The 23,576-nt window shown below is 37.9% G+C and carries 23 protein-coding genes; 8 read left to right on the top strand and 15 right to left on the bottom strand.

All coding sequences use genetic code 11. From position 1 onward, the window contains the following. The first annotated feature begins 20 nt into the window (after nucleotides 1-20). On the top strand, nucleotides 21-3,227 hold the full coding sequence (locus QPK98_RS02770; RefSeq protein WP_310991474.1) for a type I restriction endonuclease subunit R: 3,207 nt from the start codon (nucleotides 21-23) through the stop codon (nucleotides 3,225-3,227). Nucleotides 3,228-3,451: 224 nt separating this feature from the next. Here the strand turns inward: QPK98_RS02770 and gldD are convergent, their stop codons facing one another. The 4 genes from gldD to mutY form a co-directional block, all read right to left on the bottom strand. Continuing rightward, the gene (gene gldD / locus QPK98_RS02765) at nucleotides 3,452-4,018 is read right to left on the bottom strand and encodes a gliding motility lipoprotein GldD (protein WP_310991473.1); all 567 of its coding nucleotides are present in this window, start codon (nucleotides 4,016-4,018) and stop codon (nucleotides 3,452-3,454) included. Then, complete coding sequence (locus QPK98_RS02760) at nucleotides 4,008-5,336, bottom strand: gliding motility-associated protein GldE (protein WP_310991472.1); 1,329 nt, start codon at nucleotides 5,334-5,336, stop codon at nucleotides 4,008-4,010. Before QPK98_RS02760 ends, gldD begins: the two co-directional genes overlap by 11 nt. A gap of 22 nt (nucleotides 5,337-5,358) precedes the next feature. Beyond that, entirely contained in the window at nucleotides 5,359-5,826 is a 468-nt protein-coding gene (locus QPK98_RS02755) for a single-stranded DNA-binding protein (protein WP_310991471.1), read from the bottom strand. A gap of 203 nt (nucleotides 5,827-6,029) precedes the next feature. Beyond that, nucleotides 6,030-7,094, bottom strand: a complete 1,065-nt coding sequence (gene mutY, locus QPK98_RS02750; RefSeq protein ID WP_310991470.1) for an A/G-specific adenine glycosylase — start codon at nucleotides 7,092-7,094, stop codon at nucleotides 6,030-6,032. Between the two features lie 127 nt (nucleotides 7,095-7,221). On the opposite strand from mutY, the gene QPK98_RS02745 reads away from it, so the two are divergent. The 3 genes from QPK98_RS02745 to QPK98_RS02735 all read left to right on the top strand — a co-directional run bounded on the left by QPK98_RS02745 (nucleotide 7,222) and on the right by QPK98_RS02735 (nucleotide 10,091). Beyond that, nucleotides 7,222-7,512: an HU family DNA-binding protein gene (locus QPK98_RS02745; protein WP_310991469.1), complete on the top strand. Its 291-nt coding sequence runs from the start codon at nucleotides 7,222-7,224 to the stop codon at nucleotides 7,510-7,512. 354 nt (nucleotides 7,513-7,866) lie between these two features. Further along, complete coding sequence (locus QPK98_RS02740; protein WP_310991468.1) at nucleotides 7,867-9,411, top strand: Rne/Rng family ribonuclease; 1,545 nt, start codon at nucleotides 7,867-7,869, stop codon at nucleotides 9,409-9,411. Between the two features lie 203 nt (nucleotides 9,412-9,614). Further along, nucleotides 9,615-10,091: a regulatory protein RecX gene (locus QPK98_RS02735; RefSeq protein ID WP_310991467.1), complete on the top strand. Its 477-nt coding sequence runs from the start codon at nucleotides 9,615-9,617 to the stop codon at nucleotides 10,089-10,091. Between the two features lie 6 nt (nucleotides 10,092-10,097). Here QPK98_RS02735 and QPK98_RS02730 read toward each other — a convergent pair whose 3' ends face one another. The 4 genes from QPK98_RS02730 to QPK98_RS02715 all read right to left on the bottom strand — a co-directional run bounded on the left by QPK98_RS02730 (nucleotide 10,098) and on the right by QPK98_RS02715 (nucleotide 12,864). Beyond that, nucleotides 10,098-10,781, bottom strand: a complete 684-nt coding sequence (locus QPK98_RS02730) for an ankyrin repeat domain-containing protein (RefSeq protein WP_310991466.1) — start codon at nucleotides 10,779-10,781, stop codon at nucleotides 10,098-10,100. Nucleotides 10,782-10,895: 114 nt separating this feature from the next. Further along, nucleotides 10,896-11,357, bottom strand: coding sequence for a PH domain-containing protein (locus QPK98_RS02725; protein ID WP_310991738.1), 462 nt, complete (start codon nucleotides 11,355-11,357; stop codon nucleotides 10,896-10,898). Nucleotides 11,358-11,453: 96 nt separating this feature from the next. Beyond that, nucleotides 11,454-11,969, bottom strand: coding sequence for a DUF6646 family protein (locus tag QPK98_RS02720; protein WP_310991465.1), 516 nt, complete (start codon nucleotides 11,967-11,969; stop codon nucleotides 11,454-11,456). A 40-nt stretch (nucleotides 11,970-12,009) separates the two neighbouring features. After that, complete coding sequence (locus QPK98_RS02715) at nucleotides 12,010-12,864, bottom strand: cupin-like domain-containing protein (protein ID WP_310991464.1); 855 nt, start codon at nucleotides 12,862-12,864, stop codon at nucleotides 12,010-12,012. Between the two features lie 358 nt (nucleotides 12,865-13,222). Between QPK98_RS02715 and QPK98_RS02710 the strand changes: the two genes are divergently transcribed. Beyond that, nucleotides 13,223-13,522, top strand: a complete 300-nt coding sequence (locus QPK98_RS02710) for a DUF2975 domain-containing protein (RefSeq protein ID WP_310991737.1) — start codon at nucleotides 13,223-13,225, stop codon at nucleotides 13,520-13,522. A 1-nt stretch (nucleotide 13,523) separates the two neighbouring features. After that, nucleotides 13,524-13,727, top strand: coding sequence for a helix-turn-helix domain-containing protein (locus tag QPK98_RS02705; protein WP_310991463.1), 204 nt, complete (start codon nucleotides 13,524-13,526; stop codon nucleotides 13,725-13,727). 176 nt (nucleotides 13,728-13,903) lie between these two features. Here QPK98_RS02705 and QPK98_RS02700 read toward each other — a convergent pair whose 3' ends face one another. From QPK98_RS02700 to QPK98_RS02670, 7 genes are all read right to left on the bottom strand, one after another. Continuing rightward, nucleotides 13,904-14,179 carry a FoF1 ATP synthase subunit delta/epsilon gene (locus tag QPK98_RS02700; RefSeq protein ID WP_310991462.1) on the bottom strand — a complete coding sequence of 92 codons (276 nt, stop codon included), beginning with the start codon at nucleotides 14,177-14,179 and terminating at the stop codon, nucleotides 13,904-13,906. A 74-nt stretch (nucleotides 14,180-14,253) separates the two neighbouring features. Further along, nucleotides 14,254-15,759 (bottom strand): F0F1 ATP synthase subunit beta, encoded by a 1,506-nt coding sequence (atpD, locus tag QPK98_RS02695; protein WP_310991461.1) that lies wholly within the window; start codon nucleotides 15,757-15,759, stop codon nucleotides 14,254-14,256. A 215-nt stretch (nucleotides 15,760-15,974) separates the two neighbouring features. Next, on the bottom strand, nucleotides 15,975-16,871 hold the full coding sequence (locus tag QPK98_RS02690; protein WP_310991460.1) for an aminotransferase class IV: 897 nt from the start codon (nucleotides 16,869-16,871) through the stop codon (nucleotides 15,975-15,977). 104 nt (nucleotides 16,872-16,975) lie between these two features. Continuing rightward, nucleotides 16,976-17,695, bottom strand: a complete 720-nt coding sequence (locus QPK98_RS02685) for a sulfotransferase-like domain-containing protein (RefSeq protein WP_310991459.1) — start codon at nucleotides 17,693-17,695, stop codon at nucleotides 16,976-16,978. Between the two features lie 205 nt (nucleotides 17,696-17,900). Beyond that, entirely contained in the window at nucleotides 17,901-19,748 is a 1,848-nt protein-coding gene (gene glmS, locus QPK98_RS02680) for a glutamine--fructose-6-phosphate transaminase (isomerizing) (RefSeq protein WP_310991458.1), read from the bottom strand. Between the two features lie 9 nt (nucleotides 19,749-19,757). Continuing rightward, the gene (bamH, locus tag QPK98_RS02675; RefSeq protein WP_310991457.1) at nucleotides 19,758-21,299 is read right to left on the bottom strand and encodes a BamH family beta-barrel-assembly machinery protein; all 1,542 of its coding nucleotides are present in this window, start codon (nucleotides 21,297-21,299) and stop codon (nucleotides 19,758-19,760) included. Between the two features lie 104 nt (nucleotides 21,300-21,403). Continuing rightward, nucleotides 21,404-22,213 (bottom strand): glycogen/starch synthase, encoded by an 810-nt coding sequence (locus QPK98_RS02670; protein ID WP_310991456.1) that lies wholly within the window; start codon nucleotides 22,211-22,213, stop codon nucleotides 21,404-21,406. A gap of 132 nt (nucleotides 22,214-22,345) precedes the next feature. Between QPK98_RS02670 and panC the strand changes: the two genes are divergently transcribed. Beyond that, nucleotides 22,346-23,212, top strand: a complete 867-nt coding sequence (panC, locus tag QPK98_RS02665; protein ID WP_310991455.1) for a pantoate--beta-alanine ligase — start codon at nucleotides 22,346-22,348, stop codon at nucleotides 23,210-23,212. 12 nt (nucleotides 23,213-23,224) lie between these two features. Then, the gene (panD, locus tag QPK98_RS02660) at nucleotides 23,225-23,575 is read left to right on the top strand and encodes an aspartate 1-decarboxylase (protein ID WP_310991454.1); all 351 of its coding nucleotides are present in this window, start codon (nucleotides 23,225-23,227) and stop codon (nucleotides 23,573-23,575) included. Nucleotide 23,576 lies beyond the last annotated feature (1 nt).

The raw sequence follows: 23,576 nt of genomic DNA, 5'->3' as shown, positions 1-23,576 counted from the left end.
AATCAAAAAACAGCAAAACTATGAGCCAAAAATATACCGAAGACGCCCTGATAGAACAAGCCACGCAAGACGTATTAGAAGAACTTGGTTGGACGGTTGTCACTGCTTGGCACAATGAATCTTTTGGAGAAAACGGATTGCTGGGTAGAGAAGCCAAGGATGAGGTGGTCTTAACGCGGTATTTGTTACGTGCACTTCAAAGATTGAATCTGGGTCATCCTGCGCTGGCTTATGAACAGGCAATAGAACGCATCACCCAAAATATCGCAGACCAAACTTTGGGGTTTATCAATAAAGAGAAAAGTGACCTACTTAAAAATGGAGTTCCCGTTAGTTATACCAACGACAAAGGTGAATTGATAAAAACCAAACTCAAGGTTTTTAATTTTAAGAAGTACGAAGACAATGATTTTCTGGCGGTGCGGCAATTAGAAGTTTTGGGCGAACTCTATTTAAGACGTCCGGATGTAATCGGATTTGTAAACGGTATTCCCTTAGTGTTTTTTGAGTTAAAAGCACATCATCAAGATTTACGTCATGCGTATTACGACAATTTAAAAGCGTATAAAAATGAGATAATCTCTGTTTTTCATAATAACGCTTTCATTATTTTAAGCAATGGAACAGATGCTCGAGTGGGAACGATAACCAGTCCGTATAAATATTTTTTGGAGTGGAAACGTATCGAAGAAGAGGAAGAAGGAGAAGTAAGTCTGGACACCATGCTCCGCGGTACGTGCGCTAAACATCGCCTGATGGATATTTTCGAAAACTTTTTGCTTTTTGACGATTCCAGTGGCGACGTCGTAAAATTGATGGCTAAAAACCACCAATATATCGGGGTCAATAAAGTGATAGAAAATGTTCATAACATTGAAGATTTAGAAGGAAAACTGGGTGTGTTTTGGCATACGCAAGGTTCCGGAAAATCGTATTCCATGGTGTTTTTATGCGAAAAAATCCATCGGAAATTAGGAGGGTCCTATACGTTTTTAATGGTTGTGGACAGAACGGAATTGGAGAATCAATTATACGATACCTTTTCCGGGGTTGGTGTGGTAAACGACCGGAATATAATCGCCGGTAAGAAAAAAGGAATGACCGGTCGTGAACATTTACGCGAATTGCTTTCCGAAAATCACCGTTATGTTTTTACACTGATTCATAAGTTCTCCATAGACCCGAAGTTGGAAAGTGAATATCCCAAGATTACCGATCGCAAAAACGTTATCGTAATCAGTGATGAAGCCCACAGAACACAATCCGGAACCTACGCCAGAAACATGCGGTTTCACGGATTGCCAAACGCTTCGTATTTAGGATTTACAGGAACGCCAATCATCAAAGAAGAGGAAGAACTCACAAAAAACATCTTTGGAGAATATGTCTCCATTTACGATTTTAAACGCGCCATTGAAGACGAAGCTACCTTGCCGCTGCGCTATTTAAACAGAGGGGAGAAGTTGGAAATTACAAATCCCGAACTCGACGAAAAAATGGCAGAGGTGTTTGAAAGTGAAGATTTAGACGACGACCAAAAAAAGAAACTGGAATATCTTTTTAATAGAGAATATCCCATTCTTACTTCGCAACCACGTTTAGAAGCGATTGCAAAAGATTTGGTTTGGCATTTTAACGAGCGTGGCTACCAAGGAAAAGCCATGTATGTGGCTTTGGATAAACCCACTGCCGTAAGAATGTATGATTTCGTACAGCAGTACTGGCCAGAGTATTTAAAAGAGTTGGAACTTCGCATCGAAAATTCGACCGATCAGCAGGAGGAACAGCAATTACGACGTAAATATAACCGGGTAAAAGAAACCGAAGTTTGTGTGGTAGTGAGCAGCGAGCAAAATGAAGTAGAGAAATTCCAAAAGATGGGATTGGATATTGAAGTGCATCGCAGAAAAATGGTGGAACGCAATCTTGAAAAAGAATTTAAGGATGAAGACAATCCATTCCGTTTGGCCATTGTTTGTGCTATGTGGATTACCGGCTTTGATGCGCCTTGCGTCTCTACCGTTTATTTGGATAAACCCATCAAAGGTCATACGCTAATGCAGACCATCGCCAGAGCCAACCGCGTGTATGACGACGAAAAAGAAAATGGACTTATTGTAGATTACGGAAATGTTTATAAACAATTAGAAAAGGCCTATTCCATTTACGGAGAAGGTGGAAAAACAGGTGGCAAAGAAGGAGGTTCAGAAAAGCCGATAGAACCTTTGGAGGATTTGGAGATAGAGTTAAAGCAAGCTATCAAAGATGTTAAATCCTATTTAAAAGAGCTTGATTTTTCGCTGCAAGAATTAAAAAATGCCAAACCGATGGCCAAAATCGCTAAAATAAATAAAGCTACTGATTGTATATGTTTAAACGAAACGACCAGAACCACTTTTGAGATGATGGCGCGCAATGTATTTAGAAAATACAAAGCAATATTTCCTTCGGAGGCGTTAAAACCGTACGTTGGTGATTTTGATGCTATCGAAGCAATTTATAAAGCCCTTAATCAAAACGTGCGAACTGCAGATGTCACCCAAATTATTATGGATTTGCAGGCTATTGTGAGTGATAGTGTCGTAGTTCAAGATGAGGTTCATGAAGATTCAGAAAATGTATATGTAGATCTGGCAAGCTTAGATTTCGATAAACTGCGTGCCGCTTTTGCGAAAACTTCCCAAAAAAACACCTTGGTTTTTGATTTGCAAAAAGCCATCGAACAACGACTGGAGCAAATGGTTCAAGAAAATCCGTTGCGCATTGAATTTTACGATCGCTATAAAGAAATAATCGACGAATATAACAAAGGGAAAAGTTTGGAAGACACGGTTAAAACTTTTGAAAATCTAAATGAATTTATTCAAGACCTTTCTTTTGAAGAACAGCGTGTTGTTCGTGAAAATTTAGGCGATCAAGAAACCCTTGCTATTTTCGACTTATTAAAAGAAGGAAAAAACCTCACCAACAAAGAATTGAAAGAAGTCAAAAAAGTAGCTGCAAAAACCTTAGAAACCCTAAAAGCTGAAAAACTAAAAATTGACAAATGGCGCGAAAGCAGGCAGATTAAAGCCCAAGTGAAAACTATGATTTACGACAGCTTGTTGCATTTACCACAAGAATCGTATTCCGATAAAGAAGTAGGCGTAAAAACCGCCAATGTGTATCAACATATCTTTACGAATTATCACGGTGGAGGAGAAAGTGTTTATGGCCAGGTAGGATAGAGGTCTTTATTTTTATGTTAATTATGGATTTTAGATGGCAATTTCAGAGTGATGGGGCCACGTAATTTGGTCTAATCGTGCCACTGCGAAAGTTGGTTGATAAATAAATTATAGGGAATGCATCCCAGTTAAAAGGAAGTCAAAAATGTAGAATTCTTTCTCTATAAATTAACAACAGCTATACATAAGCCTAAAACCCCACGCTTTTTGAAACTTGGTCTGTGTTACTCCTCCCAAACAATAGTTTCCATAATTCTGCGCATGTCTTCCCGTAGGTATTCAACGGCGGGGTAGATGGAGTCAAAATTTGGTTTGGCGTCAAAGTAGAGCGCGCCATTTAAAAAATGATTGATGCTGTCAGTAACGTAAAATTCAGCTTGGGTGGCGGCGTTTCCATTAATCATGTAAAACATGCCGTACACGTTGTTGTCTGGGTTTACAAAAGCTTGCTCGGGAATGCTGTTTGCTTTTATGGTATGGTCATACGCCAGCTTTTGAGCATCGTGAAGCAAGGAATCTAAATTATTGTTGCGAACATCCCGGTAGGTTAAATATAAGGTGGCGTTCATATTGGGGTATTGAACGTTGGCACCACAGTTGTTTTTTGAAATTATTGTTGCATAATCATTCATCTCAAAAGAGTATGGGCATCCAGTATCCACGGTGCGGTATTCCGGTAGTGGATAATCAAGCCTTAACATGCCTGAGGGTTTCACCAAAACATCATCTTCACAGGAAGCGAAAATGAAGATGCTAGTTAGAATAAAAAAGAGATAGGTTTTAAGGTTCAATGGTAAGTTTTATTTGTTTTATACGTTTGCCTTCAAAGGCTTCAATAGTAAACGCATATTGATGGAAAGATATTATCTCGTTTTTCTTTGGAAAATCTTTTGATATTTCAAGAAGGAAACCTGCAAGCGTTTCGGCCTCTCCTTTTTCTTCATCAAAAACCTCTGGATCCTCCAAATTTATTACTTTGTAAAAATCTTTTAAAGGTGTTTTTCCTTCAAAGACAAAGGTGTTATCGTCTAATTTTGAAAAAATTAAATCTTCATCATCAAATTCGTCGCTTATTTCGCCTACAATTTCTTCTATAATATCTTCCATAGAGATTAGCCCACTTGTTCCGCCATACTCATCTACTACAATGGCTAGGTGCATCTTCATTTCCTTAAATTCATTTAAAAGATCGTCAAGCTTCTTGTTTTCGGGAACAAAATAGGCATCGCGTTTTAAGGTTTTCCAATCCAAAACCTTCCGTTCGGTATAAGGTATAAGATCTTTTACGTATAGAATTCCGGTAATATTGTCCATACTGTCCTTATAAACGGGAATTCGTGAGTAGCCGTGCTCCAAGATTTCTGGAAGAATTTCTTTAAACGAATCATCTTCATTGAGGGCGAAAATATCCATTCGGTTTTTCATTACCTGTTTGGTGTCGGTGTTTCCGAAGGTAACAATACCCTGAAGAATTTTTTGCTCCTCAAAGGTGGTGTCTTTGTTAGAAAGTTCAAGCGCCTGCGACAGGTGATCTACACTAATATTTGTTTTCTGTTTTCCGTACCTACTGTGCAGGTATATGGTAGCAGCACGCATTGGCGCACTTATTGGCACCAATAAAACGTCTAATATATGAAGGGGTTGCGCCATAAAAACAGCAAATGAAACTCGATTCCGATTGGCGTATATTTTAGGTAGAATTTCGCCAAAAAGTAAAATAAGAAAGGTAGCTAGAACTACTTTAAGTAGAAAAACGAGACTGATTTCAAAATAATGCAAGTCTAATGAATAGTTCCATCTGGCAAACCAAATACTACTTAAGGATTCAAAAAGCAGGACAATAGCAATGTTAATAAAGTTATTGGCTACCAAAATAGTGGCCAGTAGCTTTTTGGGCTTTGAGAGCAGGTTTTTGATAATCTCCAGCTTTTTTGAAATGGTTTTTTCATTATTTGTGTCAAAATCAGCTGATGTTAATGAAAAGAAGGCCACTTCAGCCCCAGAGATTAGTGCTGAGCAGGCCAATAAAACAACCAGTAAGATACTGCTTGTTATTTGTGTAAAATCCAAGACAGAAAACAAAGATAAATCAGGAGGTTCTGTGTCCAATTTAGATGGGTTTAGTTAGGTATTAAAAAGGGAGGTCGTCCGGTTCTTCAGAAACTGAGTTGTTTTGCTGCTTTGGGGTCTCAGCTTGCGGTTTTTGGCTCGCTTGATTTTGTGCTTGTGCGGCATTGCTGTTTTCAGGATTGCCACTTGTGCCTTTTGGCGTTAAAAATGTAAAATCGGTACAGTGTACTTCGGTGCTATATCTGTCCATGCCTTTATCATCCTGCCATTTGCGGGTTTTTAAGCGGCCCTCAATATAGACCATATCGCCCTTTTTTAGATATTTCTCGCAGATTTCTGCTGCTTTATTGCGCACTACAATGTTGTGCCATTCGGTGTTGGTTACCCGTTCATTTGTAGCTCGGTTGGTATAGGTTTCATTAGTGGCAAGTGGAAAACGCCCTAAGCTGTTTCCACCTTCAAAATAATGCATTTTTACATCATCGCCAGTATGCCCTATCAACATTACTTTATTCAGTGATCCACTCATAACTCTTTGTTTTTTAATTTCTGCAAAGGTAGATTTTGCATTTTAAATATACGGAATTTTTATACTTTTATATAGAATGATTCACTAGGAATGAAAAAGTTTTTCAAAATCCCTCGAATTTCTTTCAGAATACGGATTTAAAGGAAATTTGAAAACGGGTTTCTTGCCGTTTAGACATTTGTAAGCAGCTTTTATTTTTTGGCTTAGTAATTTTCAAAAAACTCAGAAACAAAATTTTCAATCAAGATAGGGACTGCATAATTTTCTATCTCGGTTATTGGCACAGAAGCGGTAACTTGTTTTGGGGTTTCTACAATCCAGAAACGCGTGTGTAAATGCTGGTGCGATAGTTTGTGAACCACTGGCTTCTCGTTAAAAAGCGAAATATTTTCAATCCGTACACCATTAAAGAGCTCTTGAAACCTCGAGAGTTTCTTTAAAGTGGAAAGCTCAACGTCTTCAGGGGTCTCGATAAGCGGAAACTCATAGAGCTTGTGCCAAATTCCTTTTCCGGTACGCTGTTTTAGAAGGGTATGCTCGTTTTCCGAAAGAACTACCATATAATTAAAATATCGTGCCTTTATTGGCTTGCTCTTTAATTTCACCGGGAGTTCGGCTACTTTATTTTTTTGAAAAGCCACGCAGCTACTATTAAATATACACGTTGTACAGTCTGGGCTTTTTGGCACACAATAACGAGCTCCAAACTCCATAATGGCTTGATTGTAAGTTCCCGGTTGTTTCTGGTCTAATAATCTTTGCGCAAGTTGTTTAAATTCTTTTTTGCCAGCCGTTGTGTTTATGGGGGTTGAAATTCCAAAATAACGAGCTAGCACACGATAAACGTTCCCATCTACAACGGCCTCGGGTTGGTTAAAAGAGATGCTTGCAATTGCACTAGCGGTATAATCGCCTACTCCCTTTAGTTTTAATAAATCGGTATAATTATCTGGAAAAACACCATTTCTTTCTTCTGAAATTATTTTGGCAGTGGCATGCAGGTTCCGCGCACGCGAATAGTAACCCAGCCCTTGCCACATTTTTAAGACCTCATCTTCTGAAGCATTTGCTAGATCTTGCACTTTTGGATACGCCTCAACAAACTTTAAATAATAGGGTAAACCTTGCATTACGCGAGTTTGTTGTAGCATAATTTCGGAAAGCCAAATGTAATACGGAGCCTTTGTATTTCGCCAAGGAAGCTCGCGTTTATGTTGTAAATACCAAGACGTCAATTGTTTGGAAAAAGGGGGCGTTGTTTTCGGCATTGGGTAAAAATAATCTATATTCCTTTAAATTTTAAAGGATTAAGGTTTGAATTATTGATTTTAAAATATGTATATTTGCGGACTGTAAAAAATCTACGAAAAGATTAATAATTAAAAAATATAAGTAATGACAAAAGCAGATATTGTAGCTAAGATTTCAGAACGATTAGGAATGGAAAAGAATGAAGTTCAAGCTACCGTTGAAACCTTTATGGAAGAAGTTAAGAACTCATTGGAAGGTGGAGATAATGTTTATTTAAGAGGCTTCGGAAGCTTTATTATTAAAACAAGAGCTGAAAAAACGGGAAGAAACATCTCAAAAAATACAACAATTAAAATTCCAGCTCATAATATTCCAGCTTTTAAGCCAGCAAAAGTTTTTGTTGAAAATGTTAAGACAAACGTGGACGTAAAATAATATTAACCCCGTCCTGGAATTTTTTTCGGGGCATTAAAAAAGACTTTAGTATGCCAAGTGGTAAAAAAAGAAAAAGACATAAGGTAGCGACTCACAAACGTAAAAAAAGACGTCGCGCTAACCGTCATAAAAAGAAAAAGTAGTTTCTAAACTACTTTTTCTGTTTTAAAAAGTGTTTTGGTAAAGGTATCTATTTGGTGCTTTTACCGAATAAAATGAAGAAATAACGTTCTTTGAAAATGAAATTGTAACAGCTAGCTTTTGGTTTTGATGCAATTTCGCCGGGTTTTTAGATAAAACCTGTAAAAATATTGTTTAATTAGTCCGCCGCGGCGGACAACAAAATTAATTAACGTGAACTACGAATTATTTATTAGGTCCGGTTCACAAGAAGTTGATTTTGCCCTATTAAAGGATGGAAGACTTATAGAGCTTCACAGAGAAGATGAGGACAACAATTTTACGGTGGGCGACATATTTCTCGCTAAAATACGTAAAACTGTTCCTGGGCTTAATGCCGCCTTTGTGAATGTGGGATATGAGAAAGATGGGTTTTTACACTATCATGATCTGGGCCCAAAAGTGCTATCACTTTTAAAATTTGTTAAAGGTGTAAGCTCTGGCAAGCTAAAAGATTATTCCCTAAAAGATTTTCCGTTTGAGAAAGAGATTGATAAAAATGGCAAACTAAACGATGCCTTAAAAAGTAATCAATCCATTCTGGTTCAAGTAGTAAAAGAACCCATATCCACCAAGGGACCGCGTATAAGTTCTGAGCTATCTATAGCCGGAAGATATATTGTTTTGGTTCCATTTTCTGATCGTGTTTCTATTTCGCAAAAAATAGATAGCAATGAAGAAAAAGACCGGTTAAAACGCTTGATTACAAGCATAAAACCAAAAGGATTTGGCGTAATAATACGTACAGTAGCCGAGGGCAAAAAAGTAGCAGAACTGGACAAAGATTTGCAGAACCTTATGGAACGCTGGACGGCGATGTGTAAGAAACTGCGTGGGGCGCACCACCCATCAAAAGTGCTGAGCGAGCTAAACAGGGGAGCTTCAATCATCCGTGATATGTTTAACGATTCATTCTCCGCAATACATATTGACGATGAGACCCTATACTTGCAAATACAAGATTATGTGCAGCAAATTGCACCAACAAAAGACAATATCGTTAAGTTATATGATTCTAATGTGCCAATGTTTGAAAAATTTGGCATTGAACGACAGATAAAAACTTCTTTCGGAAAAACAGTTTCAGGAAGCAAAGGAGCTTATTTGGTTATTGAACACACCGAAGCAATGCACGTGATAGACGTGAATAGCGGTAACCGTAGTAATAAGCAAAAAACACAGGAAGGCACTGCGCTGGAAGTGAATTTAATTGCTGCCACCGAAGTAGCAAGGCAGCTAAGGTTGCGCGATATGGGAGGAATTATAGTGGTAGATTTTATTGATTTGGCAAATGCCAGCCACCGCAAACAGCTTTACAACCACCTTCGTGACGAAATGAAGGATGATAGAGCAAAGCACAAAATTCTCCCCCCTAGTAAATTTGGGTTAATTCAAATAACCCGCCAACGTGTTAGGCCAGAAATGAATATTAAAACGCGCGAAGAGGACCCAAATATGGGTAGCGACGGCGAAATTGAGGCACCTATCATTGTTGTAAATAGAATAAACGAAGAGGTAAAACGCCTTTTTAAAAGAGACTATAAAAAGATTACACTCAATACGCATCCTTTTATAGCGGCCTTTTTAACCAAAGGTTTCCCTAGTGTGCGCACCAAATGGTTTTTGGAGCACAAAAAATGGGTAAAAATCCAACCTCGGGATGCATATACGTATCTTGAATATCACTTTCACGACAAAAATGGTGAAATGATTAAATAACCAGAACCCCTTTTGAAGACTTACTTCTTAAGGGGTTTTTTTGTTCTTACCCCAACCCCTCCGAAGGGAGGAAAGCTATCCAGATTTAAACATATATAAAGATGTGTCTTCCCCTTTTTTAGGGGAAGGTGCTCTTAAAATCGTTTTTCACGATTTTAAGAGCGGAAGGGGTGAATACGAATAAATTTTGTTATTTTTCAGAAGTGAGCACCCAAAAAACATATACAGTAGAAGAGGCTAAAAGACGAATGGAGCGCTACTGCGTTTACCAGGAACGCTGCCATAAGGAAGTGAACCAAAAACTGTATGAAATGCGGATGATTCCCGAAGCTAGAGATTTAATAATACATCACTTATTGCAGCATAATTTTTTAAATGAAACCCGCTTTGCACAAGCTTTTGCAAGAGGTAAGTTCAGAACCAAAAAGTGGGGCAAAAACCGGATTGTAAACGAATTAAAATTTCGTCAAATCACAAAATTCAATATTAAAATTGCTTTAAAGGAAATACCTGAAACGGAATACTACAATACCTTTGAAGCACTGGCCGAAAAACGAATGCGGCAACTAGATACCGAAACAAACCTTCAAAAAAAGCGCAAAAAACTGGCAGACTATCTTTTTTATCGCGGTTGGGAACCTGAATTGGTGTATGGGAAGATTCGGGAAATCTCTAAATGAACTATTTTATTTGGCTCCGGCATTTTCTAAAATAGATACAATTTCAGTATAACCGCTATTTTTTGCGTGCGTTAGTGGGCTAATTCCATTTTTGTCTGGAATGTTTACATCACAGCCTGCATTTACCAACAGCTGTACAATATGCGTATGTGTTTTTCCGCCGTTGCCCAAAACAATAGCTTCCATCAAGGCGGTCCAAGTTAGGTTATTGATGTGGTCTATGGGATAGTCATCTATTTTCAATAACTCTTTAACAACTTCGGTATGGCCTCGCTCACAGGCAGGAATAAGTGCTGTGCCACCATATCGGTTCAATAACATATGGTTGGCGGTACCGGTAGCCAGACATTCCTTAAGGATTTCCAGATATCCTATGGCTCCAGCGTGCAATAATGGACTCTCTAAACGATCATCTTGTGCATTTACATTGGCACCGGCCTTTATAAGTAATTTGGCTGCTTTTACATTGTTTTTGTAAGTTGCTACCATTAAAGCTGTCCTTTTGTGGTTATCCGTGGCTTCAATGTCAACGCCTTTTTTTAAGAAGTTTTGAACGCTTTCTATGTCGTTATTTTTAGCGGCCTTAATAAATTCAATTTCCATTTTATCAGTTGTATTATCAGATTTTTGAGCACAAGCGTTAATAAAGCTGAATAGTGCAAAACAAAAAACTATAGGTTTAATTTTCATAACTTCTTAATTCAATAAATAGTAGTGTTCAATTATAATAATGCAAAACTTACTTGTTTCAGCAGATATTTTGGTTTTTACTCAGTTATTTTAGTTTTTATTCTTGGGTTGAACTCAGCTAGTCAGATCTTTCGCAAATTGAACTTTGTTTTTTGGGTAAATTATAACCTGCTTAAATTTTCCATTTTTAATTAGAATCCGTTCAAATGAAGGTGCTGCCGAAGAAATAATACTATTAGTTTTTGATATTTCTTTAATTTCATCAATATCAATTGGTCTATACGTAATCAATCCACATTGTATTTTGAGTTTGTTAGAATCAATCGTGTATTTCGTTTTTAAAAAAAGATGTGCTAAAAACATAAAAACCAATGTAAGTAATATTATAAATCCAATCGATTTTCCATTAAGTTCACTATTAATAAAATCAGGAATCAAGGGTTCATAAAACATAAGAAATATAAAGCTCAGCAATCCGTAAGATACTTTTGATGAATATATTTTTGTCATAATATGTTCCTCTTGCTGGTTTTGATTAAATGCTAGACAGCATAAATATACAAAGGTTACACGCACCAAGTTACATGTTTTTTAAGGATGTATTTGCGGTTTCTGATACGTATCAATATGCCGCTTAATTCAAAACAGCTTAAGAAATCAAAGCTTGTGCTCTTATATATTAAACGAAGCCCCCAGATTTACAGAAAATTGATTGTGAAGCTTTTCGGGTGGGGTCAGCGCGTCTGTATTGTACTTGGCAAAGGGGACGCTAATTTCGGTAAAAACACCAAAGCCATAAGTAAAGAAGTAACGGGCGCCCAGATGGCCGCCAAAGTTTTTTAGGCTGGCGTATAGACCAGGATACACATCAAAGTTGTCGCTAACATTAATTACATTGCCTAGGTTTGCGTTAAATCTGGCCCGTAGGTCAAAGCGGTCTTTAAATTTTGCAAAGGGAACCTCTTCGTCGTTCTCATTAGTAATTTTATCTACCCCCAGAAGATAGGAAGAAGCAATACCAAACGATATGTTTTCGCCCGCACCAAAATCAAAACTTCCCACAATGCCCGTTCCGTTCTGTTGTAGGTTGGCTCCAACCTGGAATTTGATATCGCCTTTACCTGTGTAGGCTTGACCTATGGCAAGTTGGAAGCAAAAAAGCGCGATAATTATAGCGAATTTTTTCATGGTTTAAATTTTTAAGGGTAAGGTAGTTATTCTTTTAAAACTATAGCTTTTTGTTGGTGCGTAAAACAGCTTGTTCGTTTTTCCAATCAATCCAATCCTGGCCTTTTATCTTACGCATTAATTGATCGTAATACCGCATTATAGCAATGTTATAAACCGCTTTAGCTAAGTTTTTAGGATGCCGAGGTATGGCGCGTAGGCTCATGGAAAATCCGGGGGTTATATACCGCATATAGTGCCAATAGCCTTCGGGCATGTACATAACGTTTCCGTGCTCTAAATTGGCAATAAAACCTTCCGCTTTTTTTAGGGCAGGCCATTTGCTGTAGTCGGGATCGTGAAAATCAATATCTTCCCGTGTAATTAATGAGTGCGGTATTTTATACAGATAGTCGTTTTGTTTTTGATCAAAGAGAATCACTTCCTTTTTTCCTTGGAAGTGAAAATGAAAGATGTTCGCCAAATCAATGTCATAGTGCATAAAGGTGTAGGAGTCTTTTCCGCCAAAAAAGAGCATCGGGAGGCCTTTCATTAATCGTAGCCCAAAATCGGGATATGAAAAATCATTTTGAAGTTCGGGTACTTCCTTTAAAATATTCCATAGAAAAATACGGTATTTGGTCGGCTCCTTTTTAAGCAGATCAACATATTCCCTCATTTTCATCGTAGCGTGGGGCTCATTAAAACCATCTTTGTGGCTAACGGGGCGGTTGTCGTATAGCGGTACGGTTTTATTGCCTGCAATATCGGCCATATAATCGAGGTTCCACTTTTTAATCGCTGGCCAATCTTCAACATAGTTTTCAATTACCACCGGTTTTTGGGGCTTGAAGTAGTTTGCTATAAAATCTTCCTTGGTAATGGTTTTAACCCTGTCTATCTTCTGTAACTGCATAATCTATAGATTCACACAAATTTACTAATCTCTTTACACTGTTGGAAGGGCTTAGTATAACTTTAGGGATTGATGTCAACAAAATATACCGATTCAATAAATAAGTTATTGTTTATCAATAATTATTGTATGTTTGTTATTGATAAACGATAATACTCTACATATGAAAAAGATTAAAATAATGTACGGTTTCGTATTTGGGCTAATAGTGATATTCGCGCTATATTTTGTTGGTAATATTTACGTAGAATTTATTTCCAATTTTATGGATCCCTATAAGGATTTGAATCTGCATAACGATTTCATATTTGGATATTACACATCATTTGTGAACGTATTTATATAAGTTTTCACTTTAATAGGCTTAATCTATGTTGGTAATGGATTAAGAATAACCGTAAAAAATGGAATGTTTAATGATAAAAGCTCTCGAAACTTAATAATAGCTGGAAAATTTTTCTTGGTGTCTGCAATTTTGGGCGTTGCTTTTGATATAGCTGTATTTATACATTCAGATGGAGAACGACAATTAGGAGTTACTGTTGAAAGTTTGAGTAAGAACTTCTTGCTTATAATTTTGGCTTTTGTTTTATACATTATCGCCGACATTATTAAAAACGGAAACGAACTTAAAGTGGATAATGAATTAACAATATAATATGGCCATTATCATAAAACTTGACGATTTACTTCAGAAGAGAGGAATGACAGGGAAGGAGCTTGCCGAGGTTGTAGGGATTACAGAAGCAAATCTTTCAATCTTTAGAAGTGGAAAAGCGCGAGCAGTTCGTTTTACAACGCTTGAGGCTATTTGTAAGGCTTTAGATTGCCAGCCTGGCGATATTTTGGAGTTTAAAAATTGATTAGTTAATTAGAGAGGCTTGTCAAGTTTTTACTTATCCGTTAAAGCTTTCAAATACAGAAGAAAAATCAGATAGTTCTACTTCTAAATAACAAAAATCCCAAATTCAGATTGCCGCGCTTTGCTTGCAATGAATTTGGGATTTTGATTTTATTCCCGCTTTGGGGGTTAGGGGGCTTAATCTGCCAGCACCATTACTTTGTTGTTGTTACACTCAACCGTGCCGCCAGAAATAGGTAGCATCCACCTTCCGTCTTCTTGGGTGAATTTCTTTTCAAAACCTTCGGCAATGGTAGGGTTTCCTCTAAACTTCACCTTTCCTTTTTGTAATACAGAAACAATGGCAGCGTGGTTGTTCAGCATTTGAAATTCGCCATTCACACCAGGAACGGTTACGCTTTCTACTTCTCCAGACACTAAGGATGCTTCAGGGGTTACTATTTCTAAGTACATTTCTTGTAGTTATGAGTTATGAGTTATGAGTTATGAGTAACTCTGCACTCATAACTCATAACTCTGAACTTGATTTAAGCTTCAGCAAGCATTTTCTCTCCAGCTTCAATAGCTTCTTCAATGGTTCCTTTAAGGTTGAAGGCAGATTCTGGAAGATGGTCTAATTCGCCATCCATAATCATGTTAAAGCCTTTAATTGTTTCTTTAATATCAACCAGAACACCAGGAATACCAGTAAACTGCTCTGCTACGTGGAACGGCTGCGAAAGGAAACGTTGTACACGTCGTGCGCGACCTACGGCAAGTTTATCTTCCTCAGAAAGTTCTTCCATTCCAAGAATAGCGATAATATCTTGTAGTTCTTTATAACGCTGTAAAAGCTCTTTTACACGTTGTGCACATGCGTAATGCTCTTTTCCAAGAATTGCTTCGGTAAGAATTCTAGAAGTAGAATCCAATGGATCTACCGCTGGATAAATACCAAGCTCAGCAATTTTACGAGAAAGTACGGTTGTTGCATCCAAGTGGGCAAAGGTTGTTGCCGGTGCTGGATCGGTAAGGTCATCTGCAGGTACGTAAACCGCCTGTACAGAAGTAATAGAACCTCTTTTTGTTGAAGTAATTCGTTCTTGCATGGCACCCATTTCTGTTGCCAAAGTTGGTTGGTAACCTACCGCTGAAGGCATACGCCCTAGAAGTGCAGAAACCTCTGAACCTGCTTGAGTAAATCGGAAAATGTTATCTACGAAGAAAAGTACGTCTTTTCCTTGTCCTTCGCCAGCACCATCACGGAAGTATTCTGCTATGGTCAATCCTGAAAGTGCCACACGTGCACGTGCTCCAGGTGGTTCGTTCATCTGTCCGAAAACGAAGGTTGCTTTAGATTCTTTCATTGCAGACTTGTCTACTTTTGAAAGGTCCCAACCGCCTTCTTCCATTGATTTGTTAAAGTCTTCGCCATAGCGAATAATGCCAGATTCAAGCATTTCACGAAGCAAGTCGTTACCCTCACGTGTACGTTCACCTACACCAGCAAATACTGAAAGACCACCGTGGCCTTTAGCAATGTTGTTAATCAATTCCTGGATAAGTACTGTTTTACCTACACCTGCACCACCAAAAAGACCAATTTTACCACCTTTAGCGTACGGCTCAATAAGGTCAATTACCTTAATACCTGTAAAAAGCACTTCGGTAGAAGTTGAAAGGTCTTCAAATTTTGGTGCTTCACGGTGAATTGGAAGTCCTTTGTCACCAGCTTTTGGTAGGTTTCCGATACCGTCAATAGCATCACCAATTACGTTGAAAAGTCGGCCATACACTTCGTCGCCAATAGGCATTTGGATTGGGGCTCCAGTTGCAACTGCATCTGCGCCACGGCTTAATCCATCTGTAGAGTCCATTGATATGGTGCGCACCATGCTTTCACCAATATGCGATTGAACTTCAAGAACCAAAAGGTTTCCGTTGTTGTTTACCTCTAACGAGTCGTATATTTTTGGCAGTTCCGATCCGCTATCAAACGCAACGTCAACTACCGGGCCAATAATCTGTGCAACTTTTCCTGTACTTTGTGACATGAGTAACTCTTTATTTTATAGTTATCTAAGGGTTCCAAATTAACCCCTATTTTGAACGGTGCAAAGATAGTTTTTTCTTGGTAATAAATGCAATGGAATTTTTAAAAAATTTATGACTATAAAAAGATAGAATTAAAAGCCCAAAATTTGCGTGCTGAAGACTTTTATACTCGAAAAGGAAGTCAACTTTTGCAAAATTTCAAACCTTGTCATAGTTAATCCAGCTTTTCACACAACCCCCGTACCTCTTTTGTAAAAAGTTTAATTATTTTTTTCTGAAGTGGATCCTCCTTAGCAATGCTACGGCCATCAATCTCTACAACAGGAGTTAATTCGCCCATTGTGCCGGTTGCAAGTACACCATCGGCATTATAGAATTGGGATAGGCTAATGTCTTGCTCTTTAATTTCAATATTGTGTTTTTTGCACATTTCAAGCACAGAATTACGTGTAACTCCCGGAAGGCAAGCGTGTGCGTAAGGTGTAAAAACTATTCCGTCTTTAACCATAAATAAGTTGCTGCCATTTAGCTCGGCTATAAAACCACGGTCGTCCAGCATTAACCCCGCATCTTTTCCTGCAACGTTAGCCTGTATTTTTGCGATAATATTATTGAGTAAATTGTTGTGGTGAATCTTACTGTCTAAAAATTGAGGCGAGTTTCGGCGCTGGCTGGTGCTTATCACTTTTATTCCGTGGCTGTTGTCATAGACTAAGGGTTTCCATTCTGCCAAAACGATTAAGCAAGAACCGTTTTGATTGAGGCGTGGATCCATACCGCTGGTTATTTTTTCACCACGTGTTAAGGTAAGACGAATATGTACATCGTCTGTCATTTCGTTAGCATCAAGGGTTTGTTTGATTGCTTTTTTGATGAATGCTTTGGAAGGAATATCAGTAAAAGCCAATGTTTTGGCAGATTCGTGCAAACGGGTTAAGTGTTTGTCCATGCAAACTACTCCTTCAGGATATACGCGCAGTCCTTCCCAAACTGCATCGCCGCCTTGGACTGAGCTATCAAAAACCGAAACTTTTGCTTCGCTTCGTGGATATAATTTGTCTTTTATAAAAACTTGGATGTTGTCGTTCTTTGGATTTGATTTTTGTAGCATTTTTTTGTTTTTATCCTGCAAGGTCTTTTTCTGGGCTTGTAGGTATTAGCATTTCTATTTTAAGATACCTACAAGGTTTTTGAAACCTTGCAGGAAAAGTCTTCTTATAATGTAAGGATATTATTCTTTAAAGTTTCATAATAGGGCAATGCCTCTTTTAGCAATGGCTCAAAACGTTTGGGTAAAGCCTGCGAACTGCTTTTTTGCACCCTAAATCCTTCAGAATTATGAACATTTTTGTACCAATGCTTTGCCCAAATACCGTCTTCGGGAATACTGCCTTTTTTCCAATGCAGCATTTTTTCTGAAAAAGGTGTTTTTAGTAAGTTACAAAGTTTTTTTAGATAAGCTTCGGGGTTTTTTAAAAGTTCATCACTATCGATTACAATTGGTGTTTTCCCATTTTTCTTTAGAAATAAAAATAACGCCGATGCAGTTTTAATCCCAATATCATTTAAAGTAGGAGTGTGGATGACTTTGGAATAAGAAGCAATTAGCTTTTTTGGATGGCGTATGAGTATCACGTTGTCCCAGTTTAGTATATAATCTGGCGAACTGGTTAAATAATGATGCGCCATTCCTTTGATGAAAATGGTACTGTTTCCTGAAATTGAATTTATTTTTTCAACCACTTTTTCTGCATTCAGTTCCATAGTTTGCAAAATCTCCTTTTGTGAAGGATGGGTGTTTTCCAAACCAGCATTTTGAAGGTAATAGCCGTAAAAGGGTTCGTCAATAACATGGGTGTTTTTCCTTTGGGCAAAGGAATACATAATCGCGGTAGATAGATTTCTAGGCCCAGAAATAAGATTGATAACTTGCATGCATTAAAAGTATCAATTTATTTTGAAATCTGAACCTAGAATTTGACCCAGTTGGTTTTACAGGAATGAACAATTATTACCGTTGGGGATTTTTGAAATAAGAGTGCTAGTTTTTTTAAATTCACTGTAACATGAAAAAAGACGAAACGCTGAGAATTTACAGTGCTTCGTCTTTTTCTATATGTTAGTTTCTTTTTTTAAAAACTTATTCCACGGTAACCGATTTTGCCAAGTTTCGAGGCTGGTCAACGTTTTTGCCCAACATTACTGCAATATGGTATGAAAGCAATTGAAGCGGAATAGTTGTTACTAACGGGGTTAAGGCTTCTGGAGTGTGTGGTACCTCCATTACATAATCTGCCATTTCCCGAACGGCCGTGTCTCCTTTTGATACTACGGCTATAATTTTTCCTTTTCTAGCTTTTATCTCTTGAATGTTGCTAACCACTTTTTCATAGTGATCACTCTTTATAGCAATTACCACAACAGGCATGTGCTCATCAATAAGTGCTATGGGGCCGTGCTTCATTTCGGCAGCGGGGTAACCTTCCGCATGGATATACGAAATTTCCTTTAGCTTTAAAGCTCCCTCAAGAGCAACTGGGAAGTTATAGCCTCGCCCGAGGTATAAAAAGTTTCGGGCATCTTTAAACACTTCGGAAATCTCCTCTATTTTTTTGTTCGTTTTTAAGGCTTCTTCTACATGGTTTGGGATAAGGTCTAGCTCGCGTAAATAAACCATAAAATCACGTTGACTAATAGTTCCTCTCGCTTTTGCCAAACGCAGGGCTATCATCGCCAATACCGTTATCTGGGTGGTAAAGGCTTTTGTTGATGCCACGCCAATTTCGGGTCCGGCATGGGTGTAGGTTCCGCTGTGTGTTTCTCTTGAAATACTTGAGCCAACAACATTACAGACTCCATAAACGAATGCGCCCTTAGATTTTGCAAGTTTTATTGCAGCAAGAGTATCTGCCGTTTCACCACTTTGTGAAATAGCTATAACAACATCTTTTTCTGAAATAATTGGGTTTCGGTAACGAAATTCGGAAGCGTATTCAACTTCAACGGGAATTCGAACTAAATCTTCAAAGATGTATTCGGCAACCAGTCCAGCGTGCCAAGAAGTTCCGCAGGCTACAATAATAATACGGTCTGCGTTGATGAATTTGCCAATATGATCTTCTAAACCACCAAGCCTAACAAGGCCTTGATCTGCAAGAAGTCTTCCGCGATACGTGTCTTTAATAACTGAAGGCTGCTCAAAGATTTCTTTAAGCATAAAATGCTCGTAGCCACCTTTTTCAATCTGCTCTAAGTTTAATTGAAGTTCTTGTATGTAAGGCGCAACGAGTTTATCATCTTTAATTTTACGAATTTTTACATCGCGTCCTAACCGGATAATCCCCATTTCTTCGTCTTCAAGATAAATGGCGCTTTTGGTAAATTCGATAAACGGTGAAGCGTCACTAGCGATAAAGAATTCATCATCACCAACTCCAATTGCCAACGGGCTTCCGAGTTTTGCCACAACAATTTCATTTGGCTTCTTTTTGTCAAAAAGAGCAATAGCGTATGCGCCAACCACTTGGTTTAAAGCTATTTGAACTGCTTTTCCTAGTTTTACGCCTTCTTTAATTTGAATATCCTCAATGAGGTTTACCAATACTTCGGTATCGGTTTCAGATTTAAAGGTATAGCCTCGTTTTATCAATTCTTTTTTAAGAGAATCGTAATTTTCAATAATTCCGTTATGGATAAGCACTAAGTCACCGCTGTTGGAGTAGTGCGGATGACTGTTTACATCGTTAGGTACACCATGGGTTGCCCAACGGGTGTGGCCAATACCTAGGTTTCCTTTTAATGAAATTTCTCGCTCTGCCTTTTCCTCAAGACTTGCTACTTTACCTTGCGTTTTACAAAGTTGAATATCATTTCCATCAAACAATGCAATTCCTGCACTATCATACCCTCTATATTCCAAACGCTTTAAGCCGTTTAGAATAATTGGATACGCTTCTCTATGGCCAATATAGCCTACAATTCCACACATAAAACACTTTTAGTTTGGTTCGGTATAATAAATTTGGAGTTTTAATCTTTTATCTGGATCTGTAGCGTTGTTTCCATATAAGATGGTTCCTTCAGGAGAAATTACGCTACTCGCCGGTATTTCTTCAATTGACGGCTCTAATGGGTTTTCAAGTTTCTGGGTAGTTCTAATTGAAACATTTTGCGACACTACAACTCCTAAAGGAACATTGGTGCTGTCCTTATTAATTAGGTTGCTAATGTGATCTGTTATTTCCATTTTATAGAACTTTCCTTTGTTATCACTTCCGCGCTCCAATCTGCCGTAATGGTTAACAAACGCTTCTAATGGTGGTAAACCGTTGGTAATATCAGTGTTGTAATCTGCCAAAACATTGCTATTTTTAAGATCGTAAATAATAATTCGCTCAGGCTCGGTATCGCCTCCAGCAATCATATCTTGATTTACGTAAAAAAATAAATTGGCTTCGTTTATAATCCACTCTTTATCGCGCAGCGTTTCAAGGTCATCGGCCACACCGTTGTTGTCAAGATCTCTTCCGAAAAGCTCTACAACCGAAATTATTCCATCGCCACCACGTACGTACAGGTTTTCTTCTCCAGTTGAAGTGTTTGGGTTTTCTAAAGCAGTTTCTACGTTTTGCGGTAAGTCATTAGTAAAGGTATTGACATTTATACCCCCAAAATTCAATTTGAAAACGCCATTTTCGCGTTCTTCGGCTTCAGGCGATTCCTTGTAATTGTAATAAATAGAAATATACGCTTCAGATGCATCAAAAATAAAAAGGCTGCCATCATTAGTAGGTGAGCTTACCTGAAAGTATATGCCTCTCATGTAATCTTTAAAGTTATTGCTGTTTCGCAATTCCTCTTTCCCTTCCATCGCGATAATTTTATCTTGAAAGAAAGTAGAATCTAACTTCACCCTAAACCCTGGTGGCAGTTTTTCTTCTTCGTCTTCACCTGCATTAAAAACAAATCCTGATTCATTCGGAAAATAGTTTTCAACAGTAGCAAGTTCTTCACCTAAGTGTTGTTCAAAAGTGCCGCCTTCATCGGTGTAGTAATTCTGAAACTCCTGAAAACCGGTATTGGGGTCGTACTGTCTTAAAAAATAATTGGAAGCCAGTATAGAAACATTAATTGGTGAAGCACCATAGATTGAATCCAGCTCGTAGGTAGTAGTGCTATCTACGGTTGTAGCTTCGTTAAAATATGGCAAGTAAACAAACACGCTATCTACGGTCGCACTGTCACCAAATTTTGGATCGTTCTTTTCTAAAGTGAGTTGCGAAAGCAGGTTTACGGTTGATTTTCCATAAACAGGATCGTTGTAAACCCCAAACTGGTAGCTAGGCAGTCTATTGCTTTGCACCGGTCCCATTTTCTTGCTATAAGAAACTATGGTCTGCGAGTCGTCTAAAATACCGTTGGGTATTTCATCTCCTATAATTTCCGAACCAATTGCGCTAATATCGTCTTGGCATGAGGAAAATGCAATTATAATAAACAAAATAGTGCCTGCTATGGGCAACAAATTTTTTATTTTCATCAGTCTTTATTGAATTTTTAAAGTGAGAAGTAAATTTCGGTTTTGATTTTTCTGTTACACGGTGTTCTATCTTCGCTTGTTGGCGCTCGAAAACAACAATGTGCTTATTTTAAAACTTCGTCGCTGTAAAAATCTAAATACGCTTGGGAAAAGTTTTCCATATTATGATACTTTAACACTGGTTTTTCCAGATTGTTAAGATATTCTTTAAGCTCTTCTGGTATTTCTTCTGAACCAATTATTGCTGCATCAGAGTTGTCAATGGCTACCTTCATTAAATTAATATAATTCGGTTCTATTAACTTTTTAATTGCGTCGTCATCAATGGTGTCAAACTGAAGTTTCTCAACTGTGTTTTTAGCAAGTGTTCCGTCAAAACCTTGATTGTAAACCGAGGTAACAATTTTACTGTTTTCAAACAAAGGTTCGTTTCCGTAGTAATTTTTTAAATACAGCGGTAGAAAAGAGGCCAACCATCCGTGAACGTGAATGATATCTGGCGCCCAGTTTAGTTTTTTTACAGTTTCAATTACACCTTTAGCGAAGAAAATAGCACGCTCGTCATTATCCTTAAAGAAATTTCCGTCTTCATCTGCAAATGTTGCCTTCCGCTTAAAATAATCTTCATTATCGATAAAATAAACCTGAATGCGCTCTTTTGGTATGGAGGCAACCTTTATAATTAGGGGCATATCTAAATCGTTAATTACCAGATTCATTCCGGAAAGGCGAATTACTTCGTGGAGTTGATGTCTTCTTTCATTAATATTGCCGTATTTTGGCATGAAGATGCGGATTTGACCATTATTACTGTTAATCATGCGCGGTGCTTCAAACGACATTGAAGAAATCTCGGTCTCAGGAAGGTAAGGAATTACTTCAGAAGACACATACAAGACTCTTTTATCTTTCATCTATAAAGGGTTTTAGGTGTTATTTATGATTCTCCTCAAAATATGGAGGAGGCCTTAAAAAAACGCAAAATTACGAAAATTTATGTAGATTGTCTTTAATATATTATTTTTGGCCAATCTTAATGCTATTTTATGCTTATACATACGCAGAAAAAACCTTTGATGCAGGCCTTATCTTCGGTTCGCAATTCTGAATTGAAACCAGATAAAAAAAACAAAATAGGTTTTGTACCTACAATGGGAGCCTTGCACGAGGGCCATCTTTCTTTGGTGAAAAAAGCTTTAGACGAAAATAATGTGGTGGTTGTAAGCATTTTTGTTAATCCAACGCAGTTTGATAATAATACAGATCTTGATAAATACCCCCGGACGCCAGAAGATGATATTTCGCTTTTAGAAAGTTTGGAAGGTGAAATAATTGTGTACTTGCCCGAGGTTACAGATTTATACGATACTTCCGTTAGAGCAAGAAGATATAATTATGAAGGCCTTGAGAATGAAATGGAGGGTAAACATAGAGCAGGTCATTTTGATGGAGTGGGAACTATTCTTGATAAATTTTTTGGCATTGTAAAGCCGGATGCTGCATATTTTGGCGAAAAGGATTTTCAGCAATTACAGATTGTTAAAAAGTTGGTCAAGGTTGAAAATCTACCTGTAGAAATTGTAGGATGCCCTATTTTACGGGAAGAAAACGGGCTTGCAATGAGTTCGCGTAATAAACGACTAAGTGCCAAACAGTTTAAAGAAGCTGCCCTAATTTATAAAATTCTAAATGAAGTAAGCCAGAAATTTGAATCAGCTTCATTAGCAGATTTAAATGAATTGGTTGCGGAACGGTTTTTGCAAAATCCAAGCCTGAACTTAGAGTATTTTGAAATAGCCAACGAAGAAACGCTTAAAACAGCCACGCATAAAGTAAAAAATGTGAAATACAGAGCATTTATTGCTGCGTTTGCCGGCGAAGTTAGGTTGATCGATAATATGCCATTAAATTAATATCTTTGCACCATGCAAATACACGTAGTAAAATCTAAAATTCATAGAGTAAAAGTTACCGGCGCCGATTTAAATTATATTGGCAGTATAACTATTGATGAGGATTTGATGGACGCCGCCAATATTATTCAAGGCGAAAAGGTCCAAATAGTAAACAACAATAACGGCGAACGCCTAGAAACCTATGCCATTCCAGGACCGCGAAAAAGTGGTGAAATTACGCTTAATGGTGCAGCCGCCAGACGGGTTGCCCCTGGAGATGTTCTAATTCTAATTACTTATGGAATAATGGATCTTGAGGAGGCAAAAACCTTTAAACCGGCCTTGGTTTTCCCAGACGAAGATACCAATTTACTCCGCTAAC

It is taken from the genome of Aequorivita marina (assembly GCF_031631895.2).
Lineage (GTDB): Bacteria > Bacteroidota > Bacteroidia > Flavobacteriales > Flavobacteriaceae > Aequorivita > Aequorivita marina.
The sequence above is the reverse complement of the archived record's forward strand: the minus strand, read 5'-3'. Positions and strand labels throughout refer to the sequence as shown.